The 20,896-nt window shown below is 39.8% G+C and carries 17 protein-coding genes and 2 tRNA genes; 6 read left to right on the top strand and 13 right to left on the bottom strand.

From position 1 onward, the window contains the following. Positions 1-94 precede the first annotated feature (94 nt). Together LXF01_RS11495 and LXF01_RS11490 are read right to left on the bottom strand one after the other, a co-directional pair. Positions 95-1,513 (bottom strand): amino acid permease, encoded by a 1,419-nt coding sequence (locus tag LXF01_RS11495; protein WP_078189154.1) that lies wholly within the window; start codon positions 1,511-1,513, stop codon positions 95-97. 123 nt (positions 1,514-1,636) lie between these two features. Next, a tRNA-Glu gene (locus LXF01_RS11490) sits at positions 1,637-1,712 on the bottom strand. Positions 1,713-1,819: 107 nt separating this feature from the next. Between LXF01_RS11490 and LXF01_RS11485 the strand changes: the two genes are divergently transcribed. Continuing rightward, positions 1,820-2,512 (top strand): hypothetical protein, encoded by a 693-nt coding sequence (locus LXF01_RS11485; protein WP_233944368.1) that lies wholly within the window; start codon positions 1,820-1,822, stop codon positions 2,510-2,512. A gap of 157 nt (positions 2,513-2,669) precedes the next feature. Here the strand turns inward: LXF01_RS11485 and LXF01_RS11480 are convergent, their stop codons facing one another. The 10 genes from LXF01_RS11480 to pyrC form a co-directional block, all read right to left on the bottom strand. Next, positions 2,670-4,097 (bottom strand): amino acid permease, encoded by a 1,428-nt coding sequence (locus LXF01_RS11480; protein WP_233944367.1) that lies wholly within the window; start codon positions 4,095-4,097, stop codon positions 2,670-2,672. A gap of 128 nt (positions 4,098-4,225) precedes the next feature. Next, complete coding sequence (locus tag LXF01_RS11475; protein WP_180036011.1) at positions 4,226-4,378, bottom strand: hypothetical protein; 153 nt, start codon at positions 4,376-4,378, stop codon at positions 4,226-4,228. 65 nt (positions 4,379-4,443) lie between these two features. After that, on the bottom strand, positions 4,444-4,956 hold the full coding sequence (locus LXF01_RS11470) for a hypothetical protein (RefSeq protein WP_233944366.1): 513 nt from the start codon (positions 4,954-4,956) through the stop codon (positions 4,444-4,446). Positions 4,957-4,978: 22 nt separating this feature from the next. Next, positions 4,979-5,911: an IS5 family transposase gene (locus tag LXF01_RS11465; RefSeq protein WP_233944365.1), complete on the bottom strand. Its 933-nt coding sequence runs from the start codon at positions 5,909-5,911 to the stop codon at positions 4,979-4,981. A gap of 27 nt (positions 5,912-5,938) precedes the next feature. Beyond that, entirely contained in the window at positions 5,939-6,259 is a 321-nt protein-coding gene (locus LXF01_RS11460; protein WP_233944364.1) for a hypothetical protein, read from the bottom strand. After that, positions 6,256-7,092, bottom strand: a complete 837-nt coding sequence (locus LXF01_RS11455) for a hypothetical protein (RefSeq protein ID WP_233944363.1) — start codon at positions 7,090-7,092, stop codon at positions 6,256-6,258. Before LXF01_RS11455 ends, LXF01_RS11460 begins: the two co-directional genes overlap by 4 nt. 58 nt (positions 7,093-7,150) lie before the next feature. Next, complete coding sequence (locus tag LXF01_RS11450; protein WP_233944362.1) at positions 7,151-9,688, bottom strand: TonB-dependent receptor plug domain-containing protein; 2,538 nt, start codon at positions 9,686-9,688, stop codon at positions 7,151-7,153. A gap of 205 nt (positions 9,689-9,893) precedes the next feature. Next, positions 9,894-9,969 (bottom strand) — tRNA-Glu (locus LXF01_RS11445). Between the two features lie 20 nt (positions 9,970-9,989). Beyond that, complete coding sequence (rnt, locus tag LXF01_RS11440; protein WP_078189149.1) at positions 9,990-10,649, bottom strand: ribonuclease T; 660 nt, start codon at positions 10,647-10,649, stop codon at positions 9,990-9,992. Continuing rightward, a complete protein-coding gene (pyrC, locus tag LXF01_RS11435; protein WP_111885770.1) occupies positions 10,634-11,668 on the bottom strand; it encodes a dihydroorotase in 1,035 nt (344 codons plus the stop codon). The genes rnt and pyrC overlap by 16 nt, the downstream gene beginning before the upstream one ends. Positions 11,669-11,819: 151 nt before the next feature. Between pyrC and LXF01_RS11430 the strand changes: the two genes are divergently transcribed. After that, positions 11,820-13,076 carry a GGDEF domain-containing protein gene (locus LXF01_RS11430; protein WP_180055963.1) on the top strand — a complete coding sequence of 419 codons (1,257 nt, stop codon included), beginning with the start codon at positions 11,820-11,822 and terminating at the stop codon, positions 13,074-13,076. A gap of 82 nt (positions 13,077-13,158) precedes the next feature. Here LXF01_RS11430 and argG read toward each other — a convergent pair whose 3' ends face one another. Beyond that, positions 13,159-14,502 carry an argininosuccinate synthase gene (argG, locus tag LXF01_RS11425; RefSeq protein ID WP_078189146.1) on the bottom strand — a complete coding sequence of 448 codons (1,344 nt, stop codon included), beginning with the start codon at positions 14,500-14,502 and terminating at the stop codon, positions 13,159-13,161. Positions 14,503-15,120: 618 nt separating this feature from the next. On the opposite strand from argG, the gene lldP reads away from it, so the two are divergent. The 4 genes from lldP to dld all read left to right on the top strand — a co-directional run bounded on the left by lldP (position 15,121) and on the right by dld (position 20,731). Beyond that, the gene (lldP, locus tag LXF01_RS11420; protein WP_233944361.1) at positions 15,121-16,788 is read left to right on the top strand and encodes an L-lactate permease; all 1,668 of its coding nucleotides are present in this window, start codon (positions 15,121-15,123) and stop codon (positions 16,786-16,788) included. Positions 16,789-16,820: 32 nt separating this feature from the next. Continuing rightward, a complete protein-coding gene (gene lldR, locus LXF01_RS11415) occupies positions 16,821-17,564 on the top strand; it encodes a transcriptional regulator LldR (RefSeq protein ID WP_180123769.1) in 744 nt (247 codons plus the stop codon). A gap of 2 nt (positions 17,565-17,566) precedes the next feature. Then, positions 17,567-18,721 carry an FMN-dependent L-lactate dehydrogenase LldD gene (lldD, locus tag LXF01_RS11410; RefSeq protein WP_078192909.1) on the top strand — a complete coding sequence of 385 codons (1,155 nt, stop codon included), beginning with the start codon at positions 17,567-17,569 and terminating at the stop codon, positions 18,719-18,721. 318 nt (positions 18,722-19,039) lie between these two features. Then, positions 19,040-20,731 (top strand): D-lactate dehydrogenase, encoded by a 1,692-nt coding sequence (dld, locus tag LXF01_RS11405; protein WP_233945465.1) that lies wholly within the window; start codon positions 19,040-19,042, stop codon positions 20,729-20,731. Positions 20,732-20,896: the final 165 nt, after the last annotated feature.

Below are 20,896 nucleotides of genomic sequence, written 5' to 3'. Positions count from 1 at the left end.
CGGACCAGTTTTTATTCTACTTTTATTAAAATATAGCCATAAAAAAAGAGCAACCGAAGTTACTCTTTTATCGTGTTTGGTATGACAACGCAGATCAATCTTTGTTGTGATACAAGGTGTAGTAGCTGATATAACACGCCACAATGAAGATCATACAGCAGATAAAGCCAGTTAACATTTCTGGGTCAAATACCATACTAATACAGGTAATAAGACAGAATACAAAACCGAGTATCGGCACGATTGGGAAGAGTGGTGCAGCAAAAGCTAAATCTTTTGCAGTTTTGCCTTCTTTATACCACTGACGGCGGAAGTTGAATTGGCTTAAACAAATACTCATCCATACCACCACCATGGTAAATGCCGCGACACCTAACAAGTTTTTGAAGATGGTTTCTGGTGCAAATTGCTCAGAAAGTAAGCCCGGCATACCACCGATCATGGTCACAATCACGGCAACATAAGGAATACCCCGCGAGTTCACTTTAGAGAACACTGCAGGTAATTGCTTACTATAGGACAATGACCACATCATTCGAGATGCAGCAAATAAACCTGAGTTTGCAGCAGAAAGTAGGGCTGTGATAATGACAAAGCGGATAATGTCTTCTGCATAAGGAATACCAATGTGCTGGAATACCGTTACGAAAGGTGAACTACTTACACCTTCGGCAGATAAGCCGGCTTCTTGGTGTGGCAATAATGCAGTAATAACAACAATGGTACCCACAAAGAAAATCAATAAGCGGAAAATCGCCGTGTTAATGGCTTTAGGTACATTTTTCGCTGGATCTTTGGTTTCACCCGCAGCAACACCAATCAGTTCAGTACCTGAGAATGCAAAGTTAACAATCAACATAGTAGCGAAGATTGGGAATAAGCCTTCAGGGAACCAACCTTGTGCAGTGAGGTTGCTAAACAGCGGTGCAGCTTCATAGCCTCGATAGCCTAAAACACCAAAAATGGCCAATAGACCTAAAATAATAAAGGCAACAACGGTAATCACTTTGACTAAGGCTAGCCAAAATTCAGATTCAGCAAACCATTTGGTTGAAATCATATTCAGGCAGAATACAAAAGCACCAAAGATTAAAGTCCACATCCACATAGAGCTGTCTGGGAACCATTCCTGCATTAAAAGTGCAGCAGCAGTAAATTCAGTTCCTAGCGTTACTGACCATGTCAGCCAATACAGCCAAGTGATGGTATAACCCGTACCCGGTCCGATATAGCGTTTAGCATAAGCGCCAAATGAACCAGATTCTGGCATATGTACAGCGAGCTCGCCTAAGCAAAGCATCACCATATAGGCGATAATACCGCCTAAAAAATACGAAATAATGGCACCTACAGGCCCCGTTTGTGCAATGACTTCACCCGAACCAAGAAATAAACCAGTACCGATTGCGCCGCCAAGCGAAATCATCACCAGATGTCGAGTACTCATAGCGCGTTTTAACGGCGCAGAATTGCCCTGATGCGAAGCATCATTCGGAGAATGTGATGACTGCATAGAGAAAAAGGAGAATCAAATAATGAAGCGAGTAATTGTAGAGAAGAATGCAATGATGATGCAATCAATTAATATAAATTATAGATAAATAAACTTTAAGTTTGTCAGAGCTGACAGAAGAATTGGCGTCCCTACGGGGATTCGAACCCCGGTTACCGCCGTGAAAGGGCGATGTCCTAGGCCTCTAGACGATAGGGACGTTTTGAGGTGGGTGTTATAGTACATAGCCCATCTATATTTGTCAAAATAGAGTTTCATTGTTATATTCTAAATGTATATAAATGAAACAAAAACAGAATTTTTTTAATGAAAAATAATTTTAATGAGTTTATTTCTGGAATTTTATTTGAAATCAATCAATTTAATGTGGGCAAAGTCCATGAAAGATTCTATATAGTTTTATTGAATTATTTGCATTGGTTTGAAATTTATACAAATAATTTTTTTTCGTATATTAGTAAATCAGAGTTTGAAAGAATTATTGATGAACTTTTATTTAGGGATTTAGATGGGGAAAGTAGAATTACGTATAATCACCTCAAATCTTTAGATGATTCTCATTATTTTTTAGATATCCAGAGCTTTTTTAAATTATATTTAATCTTAAAGGTTCGAAGATATCAGTTGTCTAGTGATGATGTAGAACTTGAAAAATTAGAAAAAAAATTGGATGTATGTTTTGAGCCAATGTTGTGGAGTAAAGACAAACAAAATTTATTGGTTATTAATCGTGATTTTCCTGAATTTAAAAAACAGATGAATTCAAGTCGGGTGCTTTTGCCACTTTCATTAATAGTTTTTAACTTTACTTTTGTTGAATTAATATCTAATACAAGTTTGAGAGTATCTATCCAAATATTTCTAGCAATAGTAGCTGCGTGTCTTTTAGCTAATGTTTCTAAGGGGGCAAAATCCGAAAAGGACTCATTAGAGTTGAAAGTATGGGATTATATCTTGGTGTTGAGCGAGAATAAAAACTTATTGACGAAAAGCAGTTGAACTATTTCCTTAAATTATAATTTGTACAGTGGTTTTTGTGGATTAAACTGCTCCCACAAATCATTTTTGAATTTATATGGGAACCCTAATTTTTCTCTCATAGGGAAGAGAAATAGTTTCATAAAAAAAAGGTGGCTAATGAGCCACCTTAACTATTTTATTTATCGTGATATAACCAATAATAACCTGCATAACATGCTGCCATAAAGATCAGACAGCCAATAAAGCCTGAAAGCATTTCAGGATCTGCAGCCATACTTAAACCTGTTGCGGTACAGCAGACAAAGCCAAGAATTGGAACCAGCGGGAACCATGGTGTACGGAATTTAAGCTCTGAAACGCTATGACCTTGTTTCAGCCATTGGCGACGGAAGTTAAATTGACTCCCGCAAATACTCATCCACACGATCACCATGGTGAAGGCAGCAACCCCCATCAAGTTCTTGAAGATCACATCTGCCCCAAATTGTTCTGACAATAGACCCGGTAAACCACCGATCATAGTGACCAATACAGCAATATAAGGCACACCAGTTTTGCTTAATTTGCCGAAAGCACGTGGTAATTGTTTTTGTGCGGACAGCGCCCACATCATACGTGATGCAGCATATAAACCAGAGTTAGCTGTAGACAGTAAAGCCGTAATAATGACGAAACGAATTAAGTCTTCTGCATAGGGAATGCCCATCAGGTTAAATACGGAAACGAATGGGCTACTACTTAAGCCGCCATGTCCGCCGACATTTAAACCTGCATCGGTATAGGTCAACAGTGAACTGATGACGATAATAGTGCCGACAAAGAAAATGATTAAGCGCCATACCGCAGCATGAATGGCTTTAGGCACATTCTTTTCAGGGTTTTCAGTTTCACCTGCAGCGATACCAATCATCTCCGTACCATTAAAGGCAAAGTTTACGATCAATAGCGTGGCAAACAGTGGGAACAAACCATTTGGCAGCCAACCATGTTCAGTCAAATTGTGGAACATTGGAGCTGATTCATAGCCTTGGAAAGGCACGAAACCAAAGATGCAGGTAAAACCAAGGATAATGAAAATCAACACTGTTGCAACTTTCACCATGGATAACCAAAATTCTGACTCTGCGAATGCACGTGTAGAGCTTAAATTAGAGATCAGTACGCCAGCTGCAAAGATCAGTGTCCATAACCAAATAGAGGTTTGTGGAAACCATTCCTGCATCAAAATAGCCGCCGCAGTAAATTCTGTACCTAAGGTGGCAGACCAGCCCAACCAGTACATCCAAGACACCATATAACCGGTACCCGGGCCAATATAATTTGTCGCAAAAGCACCAAAAGAGCCAGAAACAGGTAAATGTACGGCAAGTTCACCCAAACAGAGCATGACCATGTAGGCAATCAAACCGCCAATAATGTAGGCAAGTACAGCGCCCAAAGGCCCAGCTTGTGAAATAACTTCACCTGAACCCATAAACAAACCAGTACCAATTGCACCACCAAGTGAGAGCATCACAAGGTGTCGAGTCGTCATCGTACGTTTAAGCGATGGACTTTTACCTTCAGCAGACGAGTGTTGCGAAGGTTCAGAGGGAGATTGCATAGTGAAAAGAAAATTAAACGAAAGGTATATTTTATGATTGAATGCAGTGAAATGATTGATAAATCGAATTTTTCTTATAATATGATAATACTGATCTAAAATTTAAATCTTTAGCACTGACCATTGGATTAATGGTCAGGAGTTTGATACTCAGCTTCAGAAGTTGCAGGTACTTGAGTTTGTTCAGCTACAGGGGCTTTGGTGTCATCGCGGCTCACAATATACAGATAGAGTGCAGATGGAAATAAGATGGCTAAAACCAAGAGCAACTTTTTAAACATAGGGTGTTCTTACATCAAAATAGATCAAGCTGAAGTATAAACAAAACCAGTCAGGCTGTAATTAATTAAAGTTTACGGTTTTTCTGTTCTAGATTGGACAGGATGACTTGGTAGATGTCAGGGTAGTGTTGTTTAAAGTTCCGTTGTTGCATGATTGTGATGGTTGAAGCATTTGGCTCGACACCCAGTTTTAAAATTTTTTGGGTTAAAGCGAGTTGAGGGGAGCGACCATCAAAATGTGTATTTAGTAAGTTACCATCGGTATATTTTACTGTGAGTCCGATATTCAGGAGATAATCAAAAACATCAGGCAAACCAAAACCGGCAGCTTTGTAGAGTAAATTATATGTTTCTGCACGATAGCCACGGCCGTATGTTTGATGTGTTTTTAATAATCCTAATGCATTATAAAATTCTAATTTAGCAATAATTTCTTGTTCATTAATAGAATCATCGCCATTTTTTAAAATCCTATTGATGGTGTTAAAAGTCACATCGTTTGAGCTGGGTTTGCAATCAGCAGCAATCAGTCGCTTGATATCTTGAAGGGCTTTGTTGCACAAAGATTGGAAATGCAAAACGCCCCTAATTGAGCCAAATTTAAGGCGTAACTTGGGTAAGTGGTCGACCTAATTCCGTAAATCTGTTGAGGACTGCTACACGTGTATGTATCTCATTCACTTGGCTATCAAAACTCCTTGTATTGAGTTTATCTCCTAATAATTTAATGTAGTACATCTTAGTTTCAACCAAACTTCGCCGATGATAGCCTGACCATTTTTTCCATAGTGTCCTGCCTAAACGTGTAACTGTTCGAAGTAATTCATTTCGCTCTAGCGAGCTACTCTTTATATCTTTCCATGGTTTCGCATTTTTTCTAGGTGGAATCACCGCATGCGCTTGCCGATCTGCAATGACCTGACGGCATTGCTTGGTGTCATAAGCTCCATCGGTATAAACAGAGTCAATCTGCTCATCTTGTGGAATCTGATCGAGTAAATCACCAAGCACTTGTGAATCACTCACATTATTTGTAGTGAGTTGAATGGCGCGTATTTGAAGGGTTTCAGCATCTATACCAATATGAAGTTTACGCCATTGGCGACGATATTCAGGTCCATGTTTCTTGCGCTTCCATTCGCCCTCACCTAGAAACTTCATGCCTGTAGAGTCTATGAGTAGATGCAGCCCATCGCTACTTTTTTGGTAGCTGATTACAATATCAATATGCTTTTGTCTTCTACAAAGCGTGGTGTAATCTGGAGCTATCCAATTTAATCCGCAAAGTTTAATCAGACTTTGCACAAAGCCAGTAACCATACGTAAAGACAGACGAAATAAGGATTTAATCATTAAGCAGCATTGGATGGCTGCGTCGGAGTAGGTTTGATTTCGCCCTTGTTTGCCTTTTGATGGTGCATACCATTGCGTAGCAGAATCAAACCAAAGGGCAATATTTCCGCGACTCATGAGTGCTCGGTTATATGCGGGCCAATTGGTTGTGCGGTAGATTTTGTGTGTAAGCTTCTTCATTTGAAAATTATATCGCTGAAAAAGCCTTTACAGATAGGTTTGTGCAACAAAGCCATCTTGAAGTGGAAGTATAAGATGTGCTGTGTCACACATTTTTTTAACTTCTTTATTTTTCATTTTACTGCTTTGAATATTTTTATTTTCAAATTCCTGCACTATGGCTGACCAACCATATATGTTTATAAATTTATAATAACGAGAAGCATCATTTGTCATCCCTTTGATCTTTTGAAAGTCGTGAATGCTTTTCACTGATGGTGCATTGGTAGAGAGATTTTGTGGTAATGGAGCATTTGCAAAGCAATGCATACTCATTAGCAGGCAGCTGGTAATAACGATGTTTTTCATGGTGTATGTGCTTTTAATAAATTGTAAACGTCAGGATGTTTGGTGGAAAAGTCATTCTGTTCCATTTGCTTATAGACGCTACTATTGGGTTCGATTCCTGCATTCAGTAGTTTTTGAACCAGACTCACAGAAGGATTCCGGCCTTTGATATTGTCTAAAATTAAATTACCATCCACGCCCGTGTAATCGACACCAATACTCAGCAAATAATCAGAAACCTCTTCAAGCCCCCAACCAATTGCTTTAGATTGCAAAGAGCTTTTTTCTTCATACGGGCCAAATTTATACGTAACGTGTGTTTGTAAAACATTTTCCGACTTATAGAGATTTAATTTTTCAATGATTTCGTTTTGATCTATTTTGCCTTCTGCATTGGTTAATGCGCCATTAATAATCATAGAGGATGAACGGCCATTGAGTGGTTTGCAATTTGCTTTAAATAAGCGTTTGGTTTGATCGGCAGTGCTTTGACTCAGTGCAATTTCGCAAAGTTTTTCCTTTTCCTCTTTAGGCATTTTGCTTTTTAGGATGGTTCCATTTTCAAAATCACGAACGATTGACTCCCAACCGTATTTGCTTGCTGTTCGATAATACTGTATTGCTTCTTCGCTCAATTTTTTTGGTTTTTTCGCTTGTATTTGAGTGTCACGATCGTTGGTTTTGGGAATAAAAGATTCTTGGTCATCATTCAATGCTGTTTGATTTGTCTGATTGGCATCGTGCTCAACAGTATTTGAAGGATTTGTCGGTAGGCTGGCTTCGGGTCTAAAAATGTAGATGAAGATACTGAGACATACTATGCACAGGCCAAAGAGTAAGATTATTTTTTTCATGTTTTATTCTATTTGAAAATGAATCAAGAGCGTTTTTAGGCGCTCTTGATAAGGAAGATTAAAATTTAAATGTGACATCAGCAATGAACTGTCGCCCAATTTCAGATCTAAGTCTGTTGGTCGACTCACTAATACCTGGGGTGGTATAGATATTATGTCGATTGGTAATATTGTTAATGGTTAAACCGAATATTGCTTTGTAGTCTTTAGAGAAATTCAAATCATAAGTGGTACGCATATCCCAACTAAATCGAGGTCTAATTGTATCTGTGGCATAGGCTTCCAACAGGACACCATCATGCTCAACTTTGTTTTTTAGTTTATACGTATCTTTATATTCAGATTTGTAGCTTAAGAAGTTATTAATCTTTAATGGTAAATTTGAAAACTCAATGTCCCAACCAAAACGAGCTGTCCAAGGCTGATTGAAATTTTCAACAGGACGTTCATTAAATTGGATGAGGCTGCCGTTAAAAATAATATCGCGATCTTCAGCAGCGGTATTACTGTTAACGTTATATGACTCGGAATAGTCTAAATAATTTTTTTCCGATTCAGTGTAATCAAAGCCAAAGTTAAACCCGTGCAGAGAGTTTTTATAAACGACTGGCAGCGTATTTCTGAGTGTGAGTGTGTAAATGTCAGCTTTTGCTTTACCACTATTGCTATATTCAAAATGATCGATGGTGTTGCTGGTTGTTGGATCAATAAACCGATTTTTTGTGATCTCATCTTTGCTATCGCGATTCACCCATTTCAGACCAAGGTTCCAGTTTTTAACTTGGCTATTAATGGCAAACACAATTTCGTCAGCATAAGGGGTCTTTAAATTGGCACGTTGAATATTGGAATTAGCTAATATTAAATCTGATAACCCAGTTTGAGTCCAATAGTCTTCAGTTTGATTTTTTGTGCGTTTTAAATTGTATTCCAAAAATGCAAGTTGATCTTGCAGTTCAGTGGCTAAGGTATAGTTTGCATAATATCGATTCCATCCCGTAGTGAAGGACAGAAGATCATTTTTTAGCGGTTTATAGTTAAAGGCAGTACGAGGTGCAATATTTAAATTTTTCGATAAGCTATCATAATCTGCACGTAAACCTAAACGCGCTGAAAAATTATCCCAAGTCGATGTGTTTTCAATGAAGGTATGCACACGTTGTTGGTCAATATTAACTTTACCTTTTTGATAATACTTGCCATTTGTTTGATATTGGCCTTGATAGTTATTTTCATCCGTTGCTTCATCACAAAGAATATCACCTGCCGTACAGCTAATGCCTGAACTAGATGTAAAAGTCTTAGGCTGATTATACATATAGGCATCGTTAGGCCGTTCCCATGCAACTTTAGAATAGTCATAGCCCATACCAAAGCTTAATTGTTGCATGCTGTTGCCAATCTGAATGGTATCAAACGCATTTTTTAGACTATACGAAAATGTATCTTGGTGTAATTCAATATCACTACTTGTGGCACCTTCACCAGGATTGGAACTCCAGTTTTTAGTTGGTGTTTGCTTCCAAAGAATGCCGGTAGTTGAATCATTTTCACGTGCTTGGCTTAGCGTTTGATAGCTAATATTTTGTTTTAATGTTGAATTATTGAGTTTACTTTCTAATTCACCAAAAAATGTCAACGTTTCTGTATTGCTAATACTTTTTGAATTTATTCGCTTATCAACGAAATTTAGACTGTCCAAATCCCCTAAATCAAAGCCAAACTTCGCTTTGGTTGTGTCCGAAGGTGTGTAAAAAAGGGTAGTCCCTAAGTTGATATTATTACGCTCGCTTTTGACTTTACTGCGATCTTCTAAACCACTCATTACTGGAACGATGGATTCACGTTTAGAGGCATAACTATTGATGCCCCATTGTTCAGAGAGTTTGCTGTATAGATTCAGGCTTAAGCCGTGTTTTTTATATTCTTTATTATTTGATGATGTTGGATCTTCAAACTCTGCAGCTTCTTCTTCATCGGTAAAATGATAACGTGACCAATCACTTTCCGTGTAGTCGTAAGTAACGGAGCCGTGGATTTTGCCAATTTCAGTATTTGGGGTACAAGTTTCAGCATTAACTACACCACCTGTAAATTCGCCGTATGCTGCAGAAACATTACTATCGATCAATTCTAATTTACAAATTAAATCGGTATTTAGGGCCATCCCTTGTGAGCCACCATCAAGCTTGCCTGAATAGGAGTTGCCGCTTGCCAGAGGGTCAAGGTTATTGGTGGTATTGACGCCGTTAATTACAAATTTATTTCGGTAAGTTTGCGCGCCATTAATAGATATCTCGGATGGTCGTAGCTCAGCCTGTGAATCTGCAGAACGTTGTTCACGGCTAAACTGCACATTTGGATTAACTTTTAAAAAGTCTGTGATATTTTTTGAGCTATTCGGCGTTTTTTCTAAATCTTCTTTGGTGTAGACGGTTTTACCTACTTCTTGCTTGGCTTTGACTTCAACCTCAATAGGTGTCATCGACACCGTATTGGTTTTGATTTCTTCGGAGATCTGGCTTTCATTTGCATACGTTTGAGATGCTAAAGCAGTCAAAATTGCGATATTAAGGGGAGAATAGGCAAAGCGCATGGCTGTCAACAATTATGCAGATAAAAACGATAGCGATTATCATTAACTTTACAAAAAATAATCAATAGAAATGAGAATTATTTGCAATAGGTGTTTTTTTAATACACAGCGAATTCAGTGAGTATAAAATTGACTAATCAGTTGAGGTGGAGATGTGTATTCAATAGACTTGAATATTCAGCTTGGAGAAAGTCTGAATAAGAATTGGCGTCCCTACGGGGATTCGAACCCCGGTTACCGCCGTGAAAGGGCGATGTCCTAGGCCTCTAGACGATAGGGACGTTTAGAAGATGGCGGTATCTTATTGATCCGCCATCATAGTGTCAAGTAGGTGAGGGCCGAGTTTGTTCAAAATATAGCAGAACAGTTCAGCGGTCTTCTGAGTATCGTAAAGTGCAGAGTGTGCTTCTTTACCATCAAACTCAATACCTGCTTGAATACATGATTTTGCCAGCACAGTTTGTCCAAACATTACAGCGCTCAAAGTCACTGTATCGAATACGGAAAAACTATGGAAAGGATTTTGATTTTTTGTCCCAGTACGTGCAATCGCTGCCTGTACAAAACCTAAGTCAAAATGGGCATTATGACCAACTAAAACCGCGTGTGTGCAGTTCTGTTGGCGACGTACTTCATTTACTGCTTTGAAAATACGTTTCAATGCTGATTTTTCATCTTCAGCCATGGCCATACGCATCGGATTAAATGGATCTACACCAATAAAATCCAGTGAACGACGGTCAAGGTTGGCACCTTCAAACGGATTGATATGTGCATGGTGGGCTTCACCCGGTACAAAATTACCTTCTGCATCATACACAATAGGAATCGCTGCAATTTCCAGTAAGGCATCGGTCTGTGAATTAAAACCTGCTGTTTCGACATCGACAACAACAGGTAGGAATCCACGGAAACGTTGACCAATGACTGGTCGAGTTTCATCTGTCACACTTTTCTCCATTGGATGGTCTTACCCGCATACAACGGAATAATTTTTTCGCCATCCAAATAGTCTAAACTTTCAGGGATCACTTGATCTTCTTTTACCAAAGTAATGGTATTGGTATTTCGAGGGAGTCCGTAGAAGTCTGCACCAAAGTGGCTTGCAAAACCTTCTAAACGGTCGATTTTACCGACTTGATCAAATGCTTGAGCGTATAGCTCAATTGCTGTTGGTGCACTATAACACCCTGCACAGCCACATGCATTTTCTTTAGCATTTTTTGAGTGAGGCGCACTGTCTGTACCTAAGAAAAATTTAGGGTTTGCACTGGTCGCAACTTCGAGCAATGTTTGCTGATGGGTTTGGCGTTTTAAAATCGGTAGGCAATAGAAATGCGGTTTAATACCACCCACCAACATATCATTACGGTTAAACAATAAATGTTGCGGTGTGATTGTCGCAGCGACATTACGGTCTTGTTCTAATACAAAATGCGCAGCTTCACTAGTAGTGATGTGTTCTAGCACCAATTTTAATTTAGGGAACTGTTTTAACAGTGGAGAAAGTACTTCATCAAGGAAACGTTTTTCACGGTCAAAAATATCGACATGGTTATGTGTCACTTCACCATGTAAGAGTAATGGCACTTGGTGCTCTTCGAGTTGCTCAATCACACCATAGACTTTACTAATGTCGCTGACACCACTGTCTGAGTTCGTGGTTGCACCTGCTGGATAGAGCTTAATGGCATTAACATGCTCAGATTCTTTAATTTTTTTAACTTCACTTGCAGGTGTGTTGTCTGTGAAATAGAGCACCATGCGCGGGTCAAAATGAACGCCTTCAGGAACATGTGCCATGATACGTTCACGGTACGCATTTGCTTCTTCAACGGTTTTTACCGGTGGTACGGTATTTGGCATACAAATCGCGCGAGAGAATTGTTGTGCTAAATCAGGAACTGTACGCTTTAGGGCTAGACCGTCACGTAAATGTGCATGCCAATCATCTGGCTGAAGAAGAGTAATCGTATTCACAGCGATTCCAAGCTTGGAAATAAAACAAATGATAATGCAAATAATGTGAAAATGGTAACGAGATTTATGTACAAATGACTGAACAGATATAAATAAAGAATAAAACTGTGGTATTTTTAAATGACTAAAAGAATTAGATAAATGCTTGGAAATGGAATACAAGTATAACCTTGCAAAGTTGCAATACGATAAAGAAAAAATAGAGGAACTGATTACACGGCAAACTCGCCGTGTAGGGGAAATGTTTCCTAAAAAACTGGAAACTCAATTTTGGACTTTAAGCCTCGATCGTGCGCAAACCAACATACGTCATTTTTTTTGGATGGGAGTGTTGATCTACTTTGTGCTCACGATGCTGATCATTCCCGGAGATTACTGGATAATTAATCAACAGCATTTTGTGCATGATTTTATTCGTTGTTTGCTTGGTCAGCTCAATGGTGCGCTGTGTCTTCTGACTTTATATGCCTTTGCTCGTTACGACCGTCTGAAGCCTTATTTTTCACATGCCAGTATGTTTGTAGTGTTTTGGGCTGTTATTTCAATGTCTTGGCTCACCATGACCGTGTATACCGAAGCACTTAAACATCAGGCCATGATGATCCTTTGTATGATTTACATCTTGAGCTATATTTTGACGGGGGTAAAACCGGTCCAAATGTTGATGTCTGGATTGTTGGCTGCTGTGGTCACCATGTTGATGCTTTTTTCATTAGAAGTGAAATTTGATGTGATGGTGTTGGGGCGTGTACTAATTGGAAGCTGTGTATTGGGTTTTGCAATCAGTAAGATGTTATGTGCGCGTGAACGGATGATATTTTTGAATATGCTCCGTGCGGATATTAGTGAAAAAATCCATCGTATTCATACCACAGAGCTTTTACATTTAAGTCAGCATGATGAATTAACCAAGATTTCAAATCGACGTACTTTTGATGAAATGCTCGATACCTTTTATGAGCAATCTCGGCGTAATAACACCTCGCTTGCTGTGCTATTTATCGATGTCGATCATTTTAAAAACTATAACGATTTCTACGGTCATCAAAAAGGCGATGATGTAATTTCAACCATTGCCAAAACCATTAAAAACGCCATTCGACATATGGATTTTGTAGCGCGATATGGTGGTGAAGAATTTGTGGTTTTATTGCCTGAAACCGATGCGCATGGTGCTTATGCGGTAGCGTCAAATATTTATAAAGCAATCGATCGTTTAGAAATTCCACATGCCAAATCACAGGTTTCAAATCACGTCACTATTAGTTTGGGTATTACGGTATATCGTGCTGAAAATATGACGAAGGATGAACTGTTAAATATTGCCGATCAGGCGTTGTATCGTGCGAAACAATTAGGCCGGAATCAAATTTACTATCAGTCGATTCGTTCAGCACATGTGGCTTAATATTTAATAAAATTGAGAACTTCTCTGAAATCGGCAATAAAAAACCGCGCAAAATGCGCGGTTTTTTATGACTCAACAAATCTTATTTGTTTTTGTCTTTTAATTGAGGCACTGCAGAACCTGTACCTACTGCAAGTAAGCCAGAGTTTGTGTAGATACCTAATTTAGCGCGAGTATCTGTGATATCCAGGTTACGCATAGTCAATTGACCGATACGGTCAGCAGGACTAAACATAGAATCACCTTTCTCCATAGTTAAACGCTCAGCTTCATAAGTGAGGTTAGGAGATTCAGTGTTTAGAATAGTGTAGTCATTACCACGACGAAGTTCTAAAGTCACAGTACCAGTGATTGCTTTAGCAACCCAACGCTGCGCAGTTTCACGAAGCATTAAAGATTGAGAATCGAACCAACGACCTTGGTAAAGAAGACGACCTAAACGAAGACCGTTAATGCGGTATTGTTCGATGGTGTCTTCGTTATGAATACCAGTCACAAGACGCTCATAAGCGATGTGAAGAAGCGCCATACCCGGAGCTTCGTAGATACCACGAGATTTTGCTTCAATGATACGGTTTTCGATTTGGTCTGACATACCTAGACCATGACGACCACCGATACGGTTAGCTTCAAGAATGAACTCAACTGGGTTTTCGATGCGTTTGCCATTTAATGCAACAGGGAAGCCTTCTTCGAAAGTTACAGAAACTTCTTCAGCTTTTACTTCTACGTCATCTTTCCAGAACGCAACGCCCATGATTGGGTCTACGATTTTGATACCCGCATTAAGGTATTCAAGATCTTTTGCTTCGTGAGTCGCACCTAACATGTTTGAGTCAGTTGAGTACGCTTTCTCTTTTGACATTTTGTAGTCAAAACCATTGTCGATCAGGAACTGTGACATTTCTGCACGGCCGCCTAATTCGTCAATAAAGGTTTGGTCTAACCAAGGTTTGTAAATTTTTAGCGATGGGTTAGTCAACAGACCATAACGATAGAAACGTTCAATGTCGTTACCTTTATAAGTCGAACCGTCACCCCAGATGTTTACGTCATCTTCTTTCATTGCGGTTACAAGCATCGTACCTGTAACTGCACGACCAAGAGGAGTCGTGTTGAAATAAGGCATACCACCAGTTGAAATGTGGAAAGCGCCACATTGAATAGCCGCAATACCTTCTAAAGCAAGTTGTAAACGACAATCAACTAAGCGAGCTTTAACTGCGCCATACGCTTCCGCTTTTTTTGGAATCGCATCGTAGTCGTCTTCATCAGGTTGACCTAAGTTTGCTGTGTAAGCATAAGGTTCTGCACCTTTTTGTTTCATCCACAAAAGCGCAGCTGAAGTATCTAGACCACCAGAGAAGGCAATACCAACTTTTTTGCCAACTGGGACATTCTGCAAGATAGTTGCATTATCAGTCATTGTTAATCCTAACGATATAAATATAGGCACCGAGAATGGGTGGCCTGAAAGAATACATATATGTGCATGATTGTAGCACTTTTCTGCGGGGTTTTTCTAAAAAATCATGAGATACAAGCGATGAGGTGGAAAAAAATGATCGTTGAAATCTATTGGTGAATACTTCATCCAGTTTTTGCGGGCGGAAAATGCGTTTTCTGAATGGAATAGGATGTAAATATAAAGAAATCTATTTGATTTAAATTAATGGTCATACCATTATTGGGTTAATTTGGTTTTTATGCTTTTCATTGAAATGAGACTGAGGTCAAACAAAGCGTGGTTATTAGACTAAAGTATATTTTATAAAGTTTAGTTGTAAATAATAAATACAAAACAGATATTTAAAAGTTGATATGGAGATTTTTAAACGGAAAAATAATGTTTTTGTATTTTATATTGGTCATACCAAAAACAAGAAAAGCTTGAATGATTGAGTTGAAATATTTAAAAATTGCGGAGTATTTCAGCAATAGTATGAGTTTTTATGTCTTTGATTTTTATATTGGTCATACCAATGAGAAAAGACCACATGCTGATATTGCTCAATAATTAAATCTTAGTAAGCATTTCAAGGAGATGACAATGCTTCAATGGCAGCAAATATATGACCCAATGGGGAATATATGGATATCAAGTTTAATTGCGCTCATTCCGATTATCTTTTTTTTCTTGGCGCTTGCTGTATTTCGTTTAAAAGGCAGTGTGGCAGGTACGATCACGGTTGTACTGGCACTGTTGGTGTCTTTATTTGCCTATGACATGCCTGCGCTTATGGCATTGGCTTCGATGGTCTACGGTTTCTTCTACGGTTTATGGCCGATTGCATGGATCATTATTGGTGCGGTGTTCCTGTATAAAATCTCAGTCAAAACAGGGCAGTTTGACATCATCCGTTCTTCGATTCTTTCCATTACTGAAGATCAACGATTACAGATGCTGTTAGTTGGCTTTGCTTTCGGTACTTTCCTAGAAGGTGCGGCGGGCTTTGGTGCCCCTGTGGCGATTACCGCAGCACTATTGGTAGGTTTAGGCTTTAAGCCTTTATATGCGGCAGGTCTTTGTCTGATCGTCAATACTGCGCCAGTGGCTTTTGGTGCGATGGGTATTCCAATTATCGTTGCTGGACAAGTGTCTGGTGTTGATACGATGGAAATCAGTCAGATGGTTGGTCGACAGCTGCCATTTATGGTGCCTATTGTACTGTTTTGGATTATGGCGATTATGGATGGCTGGCGCGGTGTGAAGGAAACTTGGCCTGCTGTGGTTGTTGGCGCGAGTAGTTTTGCGATTGCACAGTATCTAACGTCGAACTTTGTCGGTCCTGAATTACCCGATATTACTGCGGCGATTGCCTCTTTAGTGTCATTAACGATTTTATTTAAATATTGGCAGCCTAAACATATTTTCCGCTTTGCAGATCAAGATGCGACGATGAGTGAAGATGTTGCTGCGCAAAAACAGCAAAAATATAGCTTAGGTCAAATTGCAAAAGCGTGGTCGCCATTTGCGATCTTAACGGTGATGGTCACGATCTGGAGTATTAAACCGTTTAAAGATTTATTTACTAAAGACGGTGCCTTACATGATTTAGTTATTTCAATCAAAGTGCCATTTTTACATCAATTGGTTCAAAAGATGCCGCCAGTTGTACCTGAAATGAAGGACTACGATGCTATCTATAAATTTGATTGGTTTTCGGCAACAGGTACGGCAATTGTCATTGCTGCGATCATTACCATTATTTTCTTAAAAATGAAGCCTAAAGAAGCAATTGTGACCTTTGGTGAAACTATTAATGAATTAAAAATTCCAATTTATTCGATTGGGATGGTGTTGTCTTTTGCTTTTATCGCCAACTATTCAGGGATGTCGGCAACATTGGCATTGGCACTTGCGCATACAGGCCAAGCCTTTACCTTCTTCTCGCCATTTTTAGGATGGCTTGGTGTCTTCCTTACGGGTTCAGATACGTCAGCCAATGCACTATTTGCTGCATTACAGGCAACTACTGCACAACAAATCGGTGTGCCAGAAGTATTACTCGTTGCTGCCAATACCAGTGGTGGTGTGACTGGAAAAATGATTTCTCCGCAGTCCATTGCAATTGCATGTGCGGCAGTTGGATTGGTAGGTAAAGAGTCGGATTTATTCCGTTTTACCGTAAAACACAGTATAACGTTCACAATCATGATGGGGATTTTAATCACCCTACAAGCTTATGTGTTCCCTTGGATGATTCCATAACACGCATTGTGTAACAACGTTAAGGAAAGCAGATGAAAGTCTCTGATAAAACTGTTCAAAGTCTTCGTGTATTGATTGAAGAAAGCAATATGCAAGTTGGAGATCGTCTGCCTGCTGAACGGAAACTGTGTGAACAACTAGGCGTCTCACGCACCTCTTTACGCGAAGCGATTTCTCAATTGACCAGCATGGGCGTGTTGGTCAGTAAAGTCGGTGCGGGGACTTTTTTAAAGCAATTACCTGCGACTTGGTCGAGTTATCAAATTGTGCAGCCCATCAGCAGTTTGATTAGTGAAGACCCTGCCTACCGTTTTGATGTGCAAGAGGCGCGCATTATTTTGGAAGGTGGTACCGCATGGTATGCGGCACAACGTGCTACAGCAGAGGACTTGGCACATATCCGACATTATTATGATCAGATCAATCATTTTCAGGCTTTAGGCAATAACGATGAAGCAGCGCGTGCAGATGCCAAATTTCATTTAGCAATTGCTGAAGCATCACATAATTTAGTGTTGATTCAGATGATGCGTGGTCTATTTGATCTGTTGCAATTTAATGTCGTTTTAGGTCGTCGAAAAGTTTATAGCGAAGCACACCGATTTGATCAATTGCATGATCAGCACTTTCAAGTCATGAATGCAATTGAACGTCGTGATCCTGAAGCTGCACGTAAAGCAGTCTGTGGACACATTGAGTTTGTAGTACAACAGGTGCGTATGATTGATGAAGAAGAAGCTCGACGTCAGCGTGCCAGTCGATTAAACAGGATATAAGCATGATTATTTCTTCTGCCAATGACTACCGTGAAGCGGCACGTCGTCGTTTACCGCCATTTTTATTTCATTACATCGATGGCGGGGCGTATGCCGAATATACCTTAAAGCGTAATGTAGAAGATTTATCAAAAATAGCGTTGCGTCAACGTGTGCTGAATGACATGTCACAGCTGAGTCTAGAAACCCAACTGTTTAATGAAACCTTATCGATGCCTGTGGCTTTATCACCTGTGGGTTTAACCGGGATGTATGCACGTCGTGGTGAAGTTCAAGCAGCCGTTGCCGCAGATAAAAAGGGCATTCCATTTACGCTGTCTACCGTTTCAGTTTGTCCAATTGAAGAAGTGGCGCCAGCGATTCAGCGTCCCATGTGGTTTCAGTTGTATGTGCTACGTGACCGTGGCTTTATGAAAAATGCCTTAGAACGTGCCAAAGCAGCTGGCTGTTCAACTTTGGTGTTTACCGTGGATATGCCTGTTCCGGGCGCGCGTTACCGTGATGCGCACTCAGGGATGAGTGGCCCAAATGCAGCCATGCGTCGTTATATGCAGTCGTGTTTCCACCCACATTGGGCGTGGAATGTGGGTTTATTAGGTCGTCCGCATGACTTAGGGAATATTTCTAAATACTTGGGCAAACCAACAGGTCTAGAAGATTATATCGGCTGGTTGGGGAATAACTTTGACCCATCGATTTCATGGAAAGACCTTGAGTGGATTCGTGAATTTTGGGATGGCCCAATGGTCATTAAAGGCATACTTGATCCTGAAGATGCCAAAGATGCTGTGCGTTTTGGTGCAGATGGCATCGTGGTGTCAAACCATGGTGGCCGTCAGCTCGATGGGGTTTTATCATCAGCGCGTGCATTACCGCCAATTGCAGATGCAGTAAAAGGCGATATTAAAATCCTTGCGGACTCTGGTATTCGAAATGGTTTAGATGTGGTGCGTATGCTGGCTTTGGGTGCGGATACCTGTATGCTCGGTCGTGCCTTTGTTTATGCGCTCGGTGCAGCAGGTGGTGAAGGTGTTTCTAATCTTCTAGAACTGATTGATAAAGAAATGCGTGTTGCGATGACGTTAACAGGTGCAAAAACCATTGCGGATATTACATCTGATTGTTTGGTGAAGTTAGAGAAAGAGTTGGCTGGGTGATTTTTTGAATAGATCTCTTGGGAAAGTTATTCGTCATCAAAAAAATTAACAATGAAAGTTCCCTCTCCTTGAAGGAGAGGGTTAGGGAGAGTTATTTATTGAATAATTCTCCTAACCCTCTTGTGTAGCATTGCTACTCATCCCAAAGGGAGAAGGGATATTCATTATAGATTTTAATAACAATGACTAAAAACTTTTGATATGTGCAAATAAACCTACGTTGTTTAAAATATGTAAATCAATATTTTTTTATTGCATAACAATGCAATTCCTCTTTAGCGAGGAGAGAAAATAATGAAAATGGAAAATTCTACGAGCATGCAAACTCAATCATTACAAACCATTCAAAACCTCATTAACATCGTCGGTAAGCAACACGTTTTAACTGAAGATAAAGACACACGTTTATACCGCCAAGGTCGCCGTTACGGTGCAGGAAAAGTATTGGCTGTGGTTACACCGGGCTCTTTGCTTGAGCAATGGCAAGTGCTGCAAGCGGCTGTGGATGCAAATTGTATTGTGATTATGCAAGCCGCCAATACAGGTCTGACAGGTGGTTCAACGCCGTTTGGTGATGACTATGACCGTCCTGTGGTGCTGATAAGTACACGTCGTTTGGTTGGCATCCAAGTGATTAATGAAGGCAAGCAAGTGATTTGTCTACCGGGTGCCACATTAGACAAACTTGAAAAAGATTTGCTGCCATATAATCGTGAACCACATTCGGTGATTGGTTCTTCATGTATTGGGGCATCGGTTTTGGGCGGCGTGTGCAATAACTCAGGGGGTGCTTTGGTGCGCCGCGGTCCTGCCTATACAGAGCTTGCACTGTATGCACAAGTGAATGAGTCAGGTGAGTTAGAGTTGGTCAATCATCTAGGTGTCAATCTTGGCAATACGCCTGAAGAAATCCTCACAGCGCTGGAAAATAAAAATTATCAAATCAATGATATTGTGAATAATTCAAGTTGCTGTGCATCAGATCAACGCTACTCACATGACGTTAAACAAGTCGATGAAAATACGCCTGCACGTTTTAATGCCGATCCAAGTCGTTTATTTGAAGCATCGGGTTCAGCAGGTAAGGTCTGTGTCTTTGCAGTACGCTTAGATACCTTTGAAAAAATTCCTAGTCAGGTGTTTTATGTGGGAACCAATTCGCAAGATGACTTAACAGAAATTCGTCGTTTTCTATTAAAAGATCTTGCACGCCTCCCGATTGCAGGTGAGTACATTCATCGCAAGGCATACGATATTGGGGCTGAGTACGGCAAAGACTCTTTTGTATTTATTGAAAAATTTGGCACTGCAAAAGTTCCTGCTGCTTTTGCCATGAAAGATAAAGTCGATGGCTATTTAGAAAAACTGGGCTTGCGAGGTTTGTCGGATAAAGTTTTACAACTTGTCACTAAATTTATGCCGAATCATCTGCCAAAACGTATGAATGAATTTCGTGATTTATATGAACATCATTTGATGATTCGTATTGAAAATCAGGATGTTGATCAAGTTGATGCGTATTTGAAAACGTATTTTTTAGATAAAACCTCAGGCAATTATTTTAAATGTACGGATGAAGAAGGTCGTAAGGCATTTTTACATCGCTTTGCGGTGGCAGGTGCTGCCATTCGATATCGTGATACGCATCGTTCAGAAGTGGAAGAAATTGTTGCACTGGATATTGCATTACGTCGCAATGATCGAGAATGGGTGGAAACTTTACCGAAAGCCATGGATGAGCAAATTATCCATAAACTCTATTATGGACATTTTCTCTGTCATGTTTTTCATCAAGATTATATTGTGAAAAAAGGTGTAGATCCTTTGGCAATGGAACATGCAATGTGGCATTTACTCGATGACCGTGGGGCTGAATATCCTGCAGAACACAATGTTGGGCATTTGTATGTGGCGAAGCCTGCATTAAAAAATCATTATCAAAAACTGGATCCGACTAATAGTTTTAATGTCGGGATTGGACAAACCAGCAAGCTGAAAAACTGGAAATAATGCTTTAAAAACAACATGCCGTGATATGAAAGTTCACGGCTTTTTTTATGGTTAAAGGATTAATATATCCGGAGGTATTGACCATAAAGGCGAAGAATATTTTCTAAATTGTCATCCCAAAATATAAAAAAACCGCTAAAGTATTATGCAACAAGTTGCAAAGCC

The sequence above is a fragment of the Acinetobacter sp. SH20PTE14 genome (assembly GCF_021391555.1).
In the GTDB taxonomy this organism is placed as follows: domain Bacteria; phylum Pseudomonadota; class Gammaproteobacteria; order Pseudomonadales; family Moraxellaceae; genus Acinetobacter; species Acinetobacter amyesii.
This window is presented reverse-complemented; position numbering and strand designations above follow the sequence as displayed.

Bases quoted from the DNA above. Each gene is read 5' to 3' on its own strand.
- LXF01_RS11495 (WP_078189154.1), bottom strand. From the start codon at position 1,513: ATGCAGTCATCACATTCTCCGAATGATGCTTCGCATCAGGGCAATTCT.
- LXF01_RS11485 (WP_233944368.1), top strand. From the start codon at position 1,820: ATGAAAAATAATTTTAATGAGTTTATTTCTGGAATTTTATTTGAAATC.
- LXF01_RS11480 (WP_233944367.1), bottom strand. From the start codon at position 4,097: ATGCAATCTCCCTCTGAACCTTCGCAACACTCGTCTGCTGAAGGTAAA.
- LXF01_RS11475 (WP_180036011.1), bottom strand. From the start codon at position 4,378: ATGTTTAAAAAGTTGCTCTTGGTTTTAGCCATCTTATTTCCATCTGCA.
- LXF01_RS11465 (WP_233944365.1), bottom strand. From the start codon at position 5,911: ATGAAGAAGCTTACACACAAAATCTACCGCACAACCAATTGGCCCGCA.
- LXF01_RS11460 (WP_233944364.1), bottom strand. From the start codon at position 6,259: ATGAAAAACATCGTTATTACCAGCTGCCTGCTAATGAGTATGCATTGC.
- LXF01_RS11455 (WP_233944363.1), bottom strand. From the start codon at position 7,092: ATGAAAAAAATAATCTTACTCTTTGGCCTGTGCATAGTATGTCTCAGT.
- LXF01_RS11450 (WP_233944362.1), bottom strand. From the start codon at position 9,688: ATGCGCTTTGCCTATTCTCCCCTTAATATCGCAATTTTGACTGCTTTA.
- rnt (WP_078189149.1), bottom strand. From the start codon at position 10,649: ATGGAGAAAAGTGTGACAGATGAAACTCGACCAGTCATTGGTCAACGT.
- LXF01_RS11430 (WP_180055963.1), top strand. From the start codon at position 11,820: ATGGAATACAAGTATAACCTTGCAAAGTTGCAATACGATAAAGAAAAA.
- argG (WP_078189146.1), bottom strand. From the start codon at position 14,502: ATGACTGATAATGCAACTATCTTGCAGAATGTCCCAGTTGGCAAAAAA.
- lldP (WP_233944361.1), top strand. From the start codon at position 15,121: ATGACAATGCTTCAATGGCAGCAAATATATGACCCAATGGGGAATATA.
- lldR (WP_180123769.1), top strand. From the start codon at position 16,821: ATGAAAGTCTCTGATAAAACTGTTCAAAGTCTTCGTGTATTGATTGAA.
- lldD (WP_078192909.1), top strand. From the start codon at position 17,567: ATGATTATTTCTTCTGCCAATGACTACCGTGAAGCGGCACGTCGTCGT.
- dld (WP_233945465.1), top strand. From the start codon at position 19,040: ATGCAAACTCAATCATTACAAACCATTCAAAACCTCATTAACATCGTC.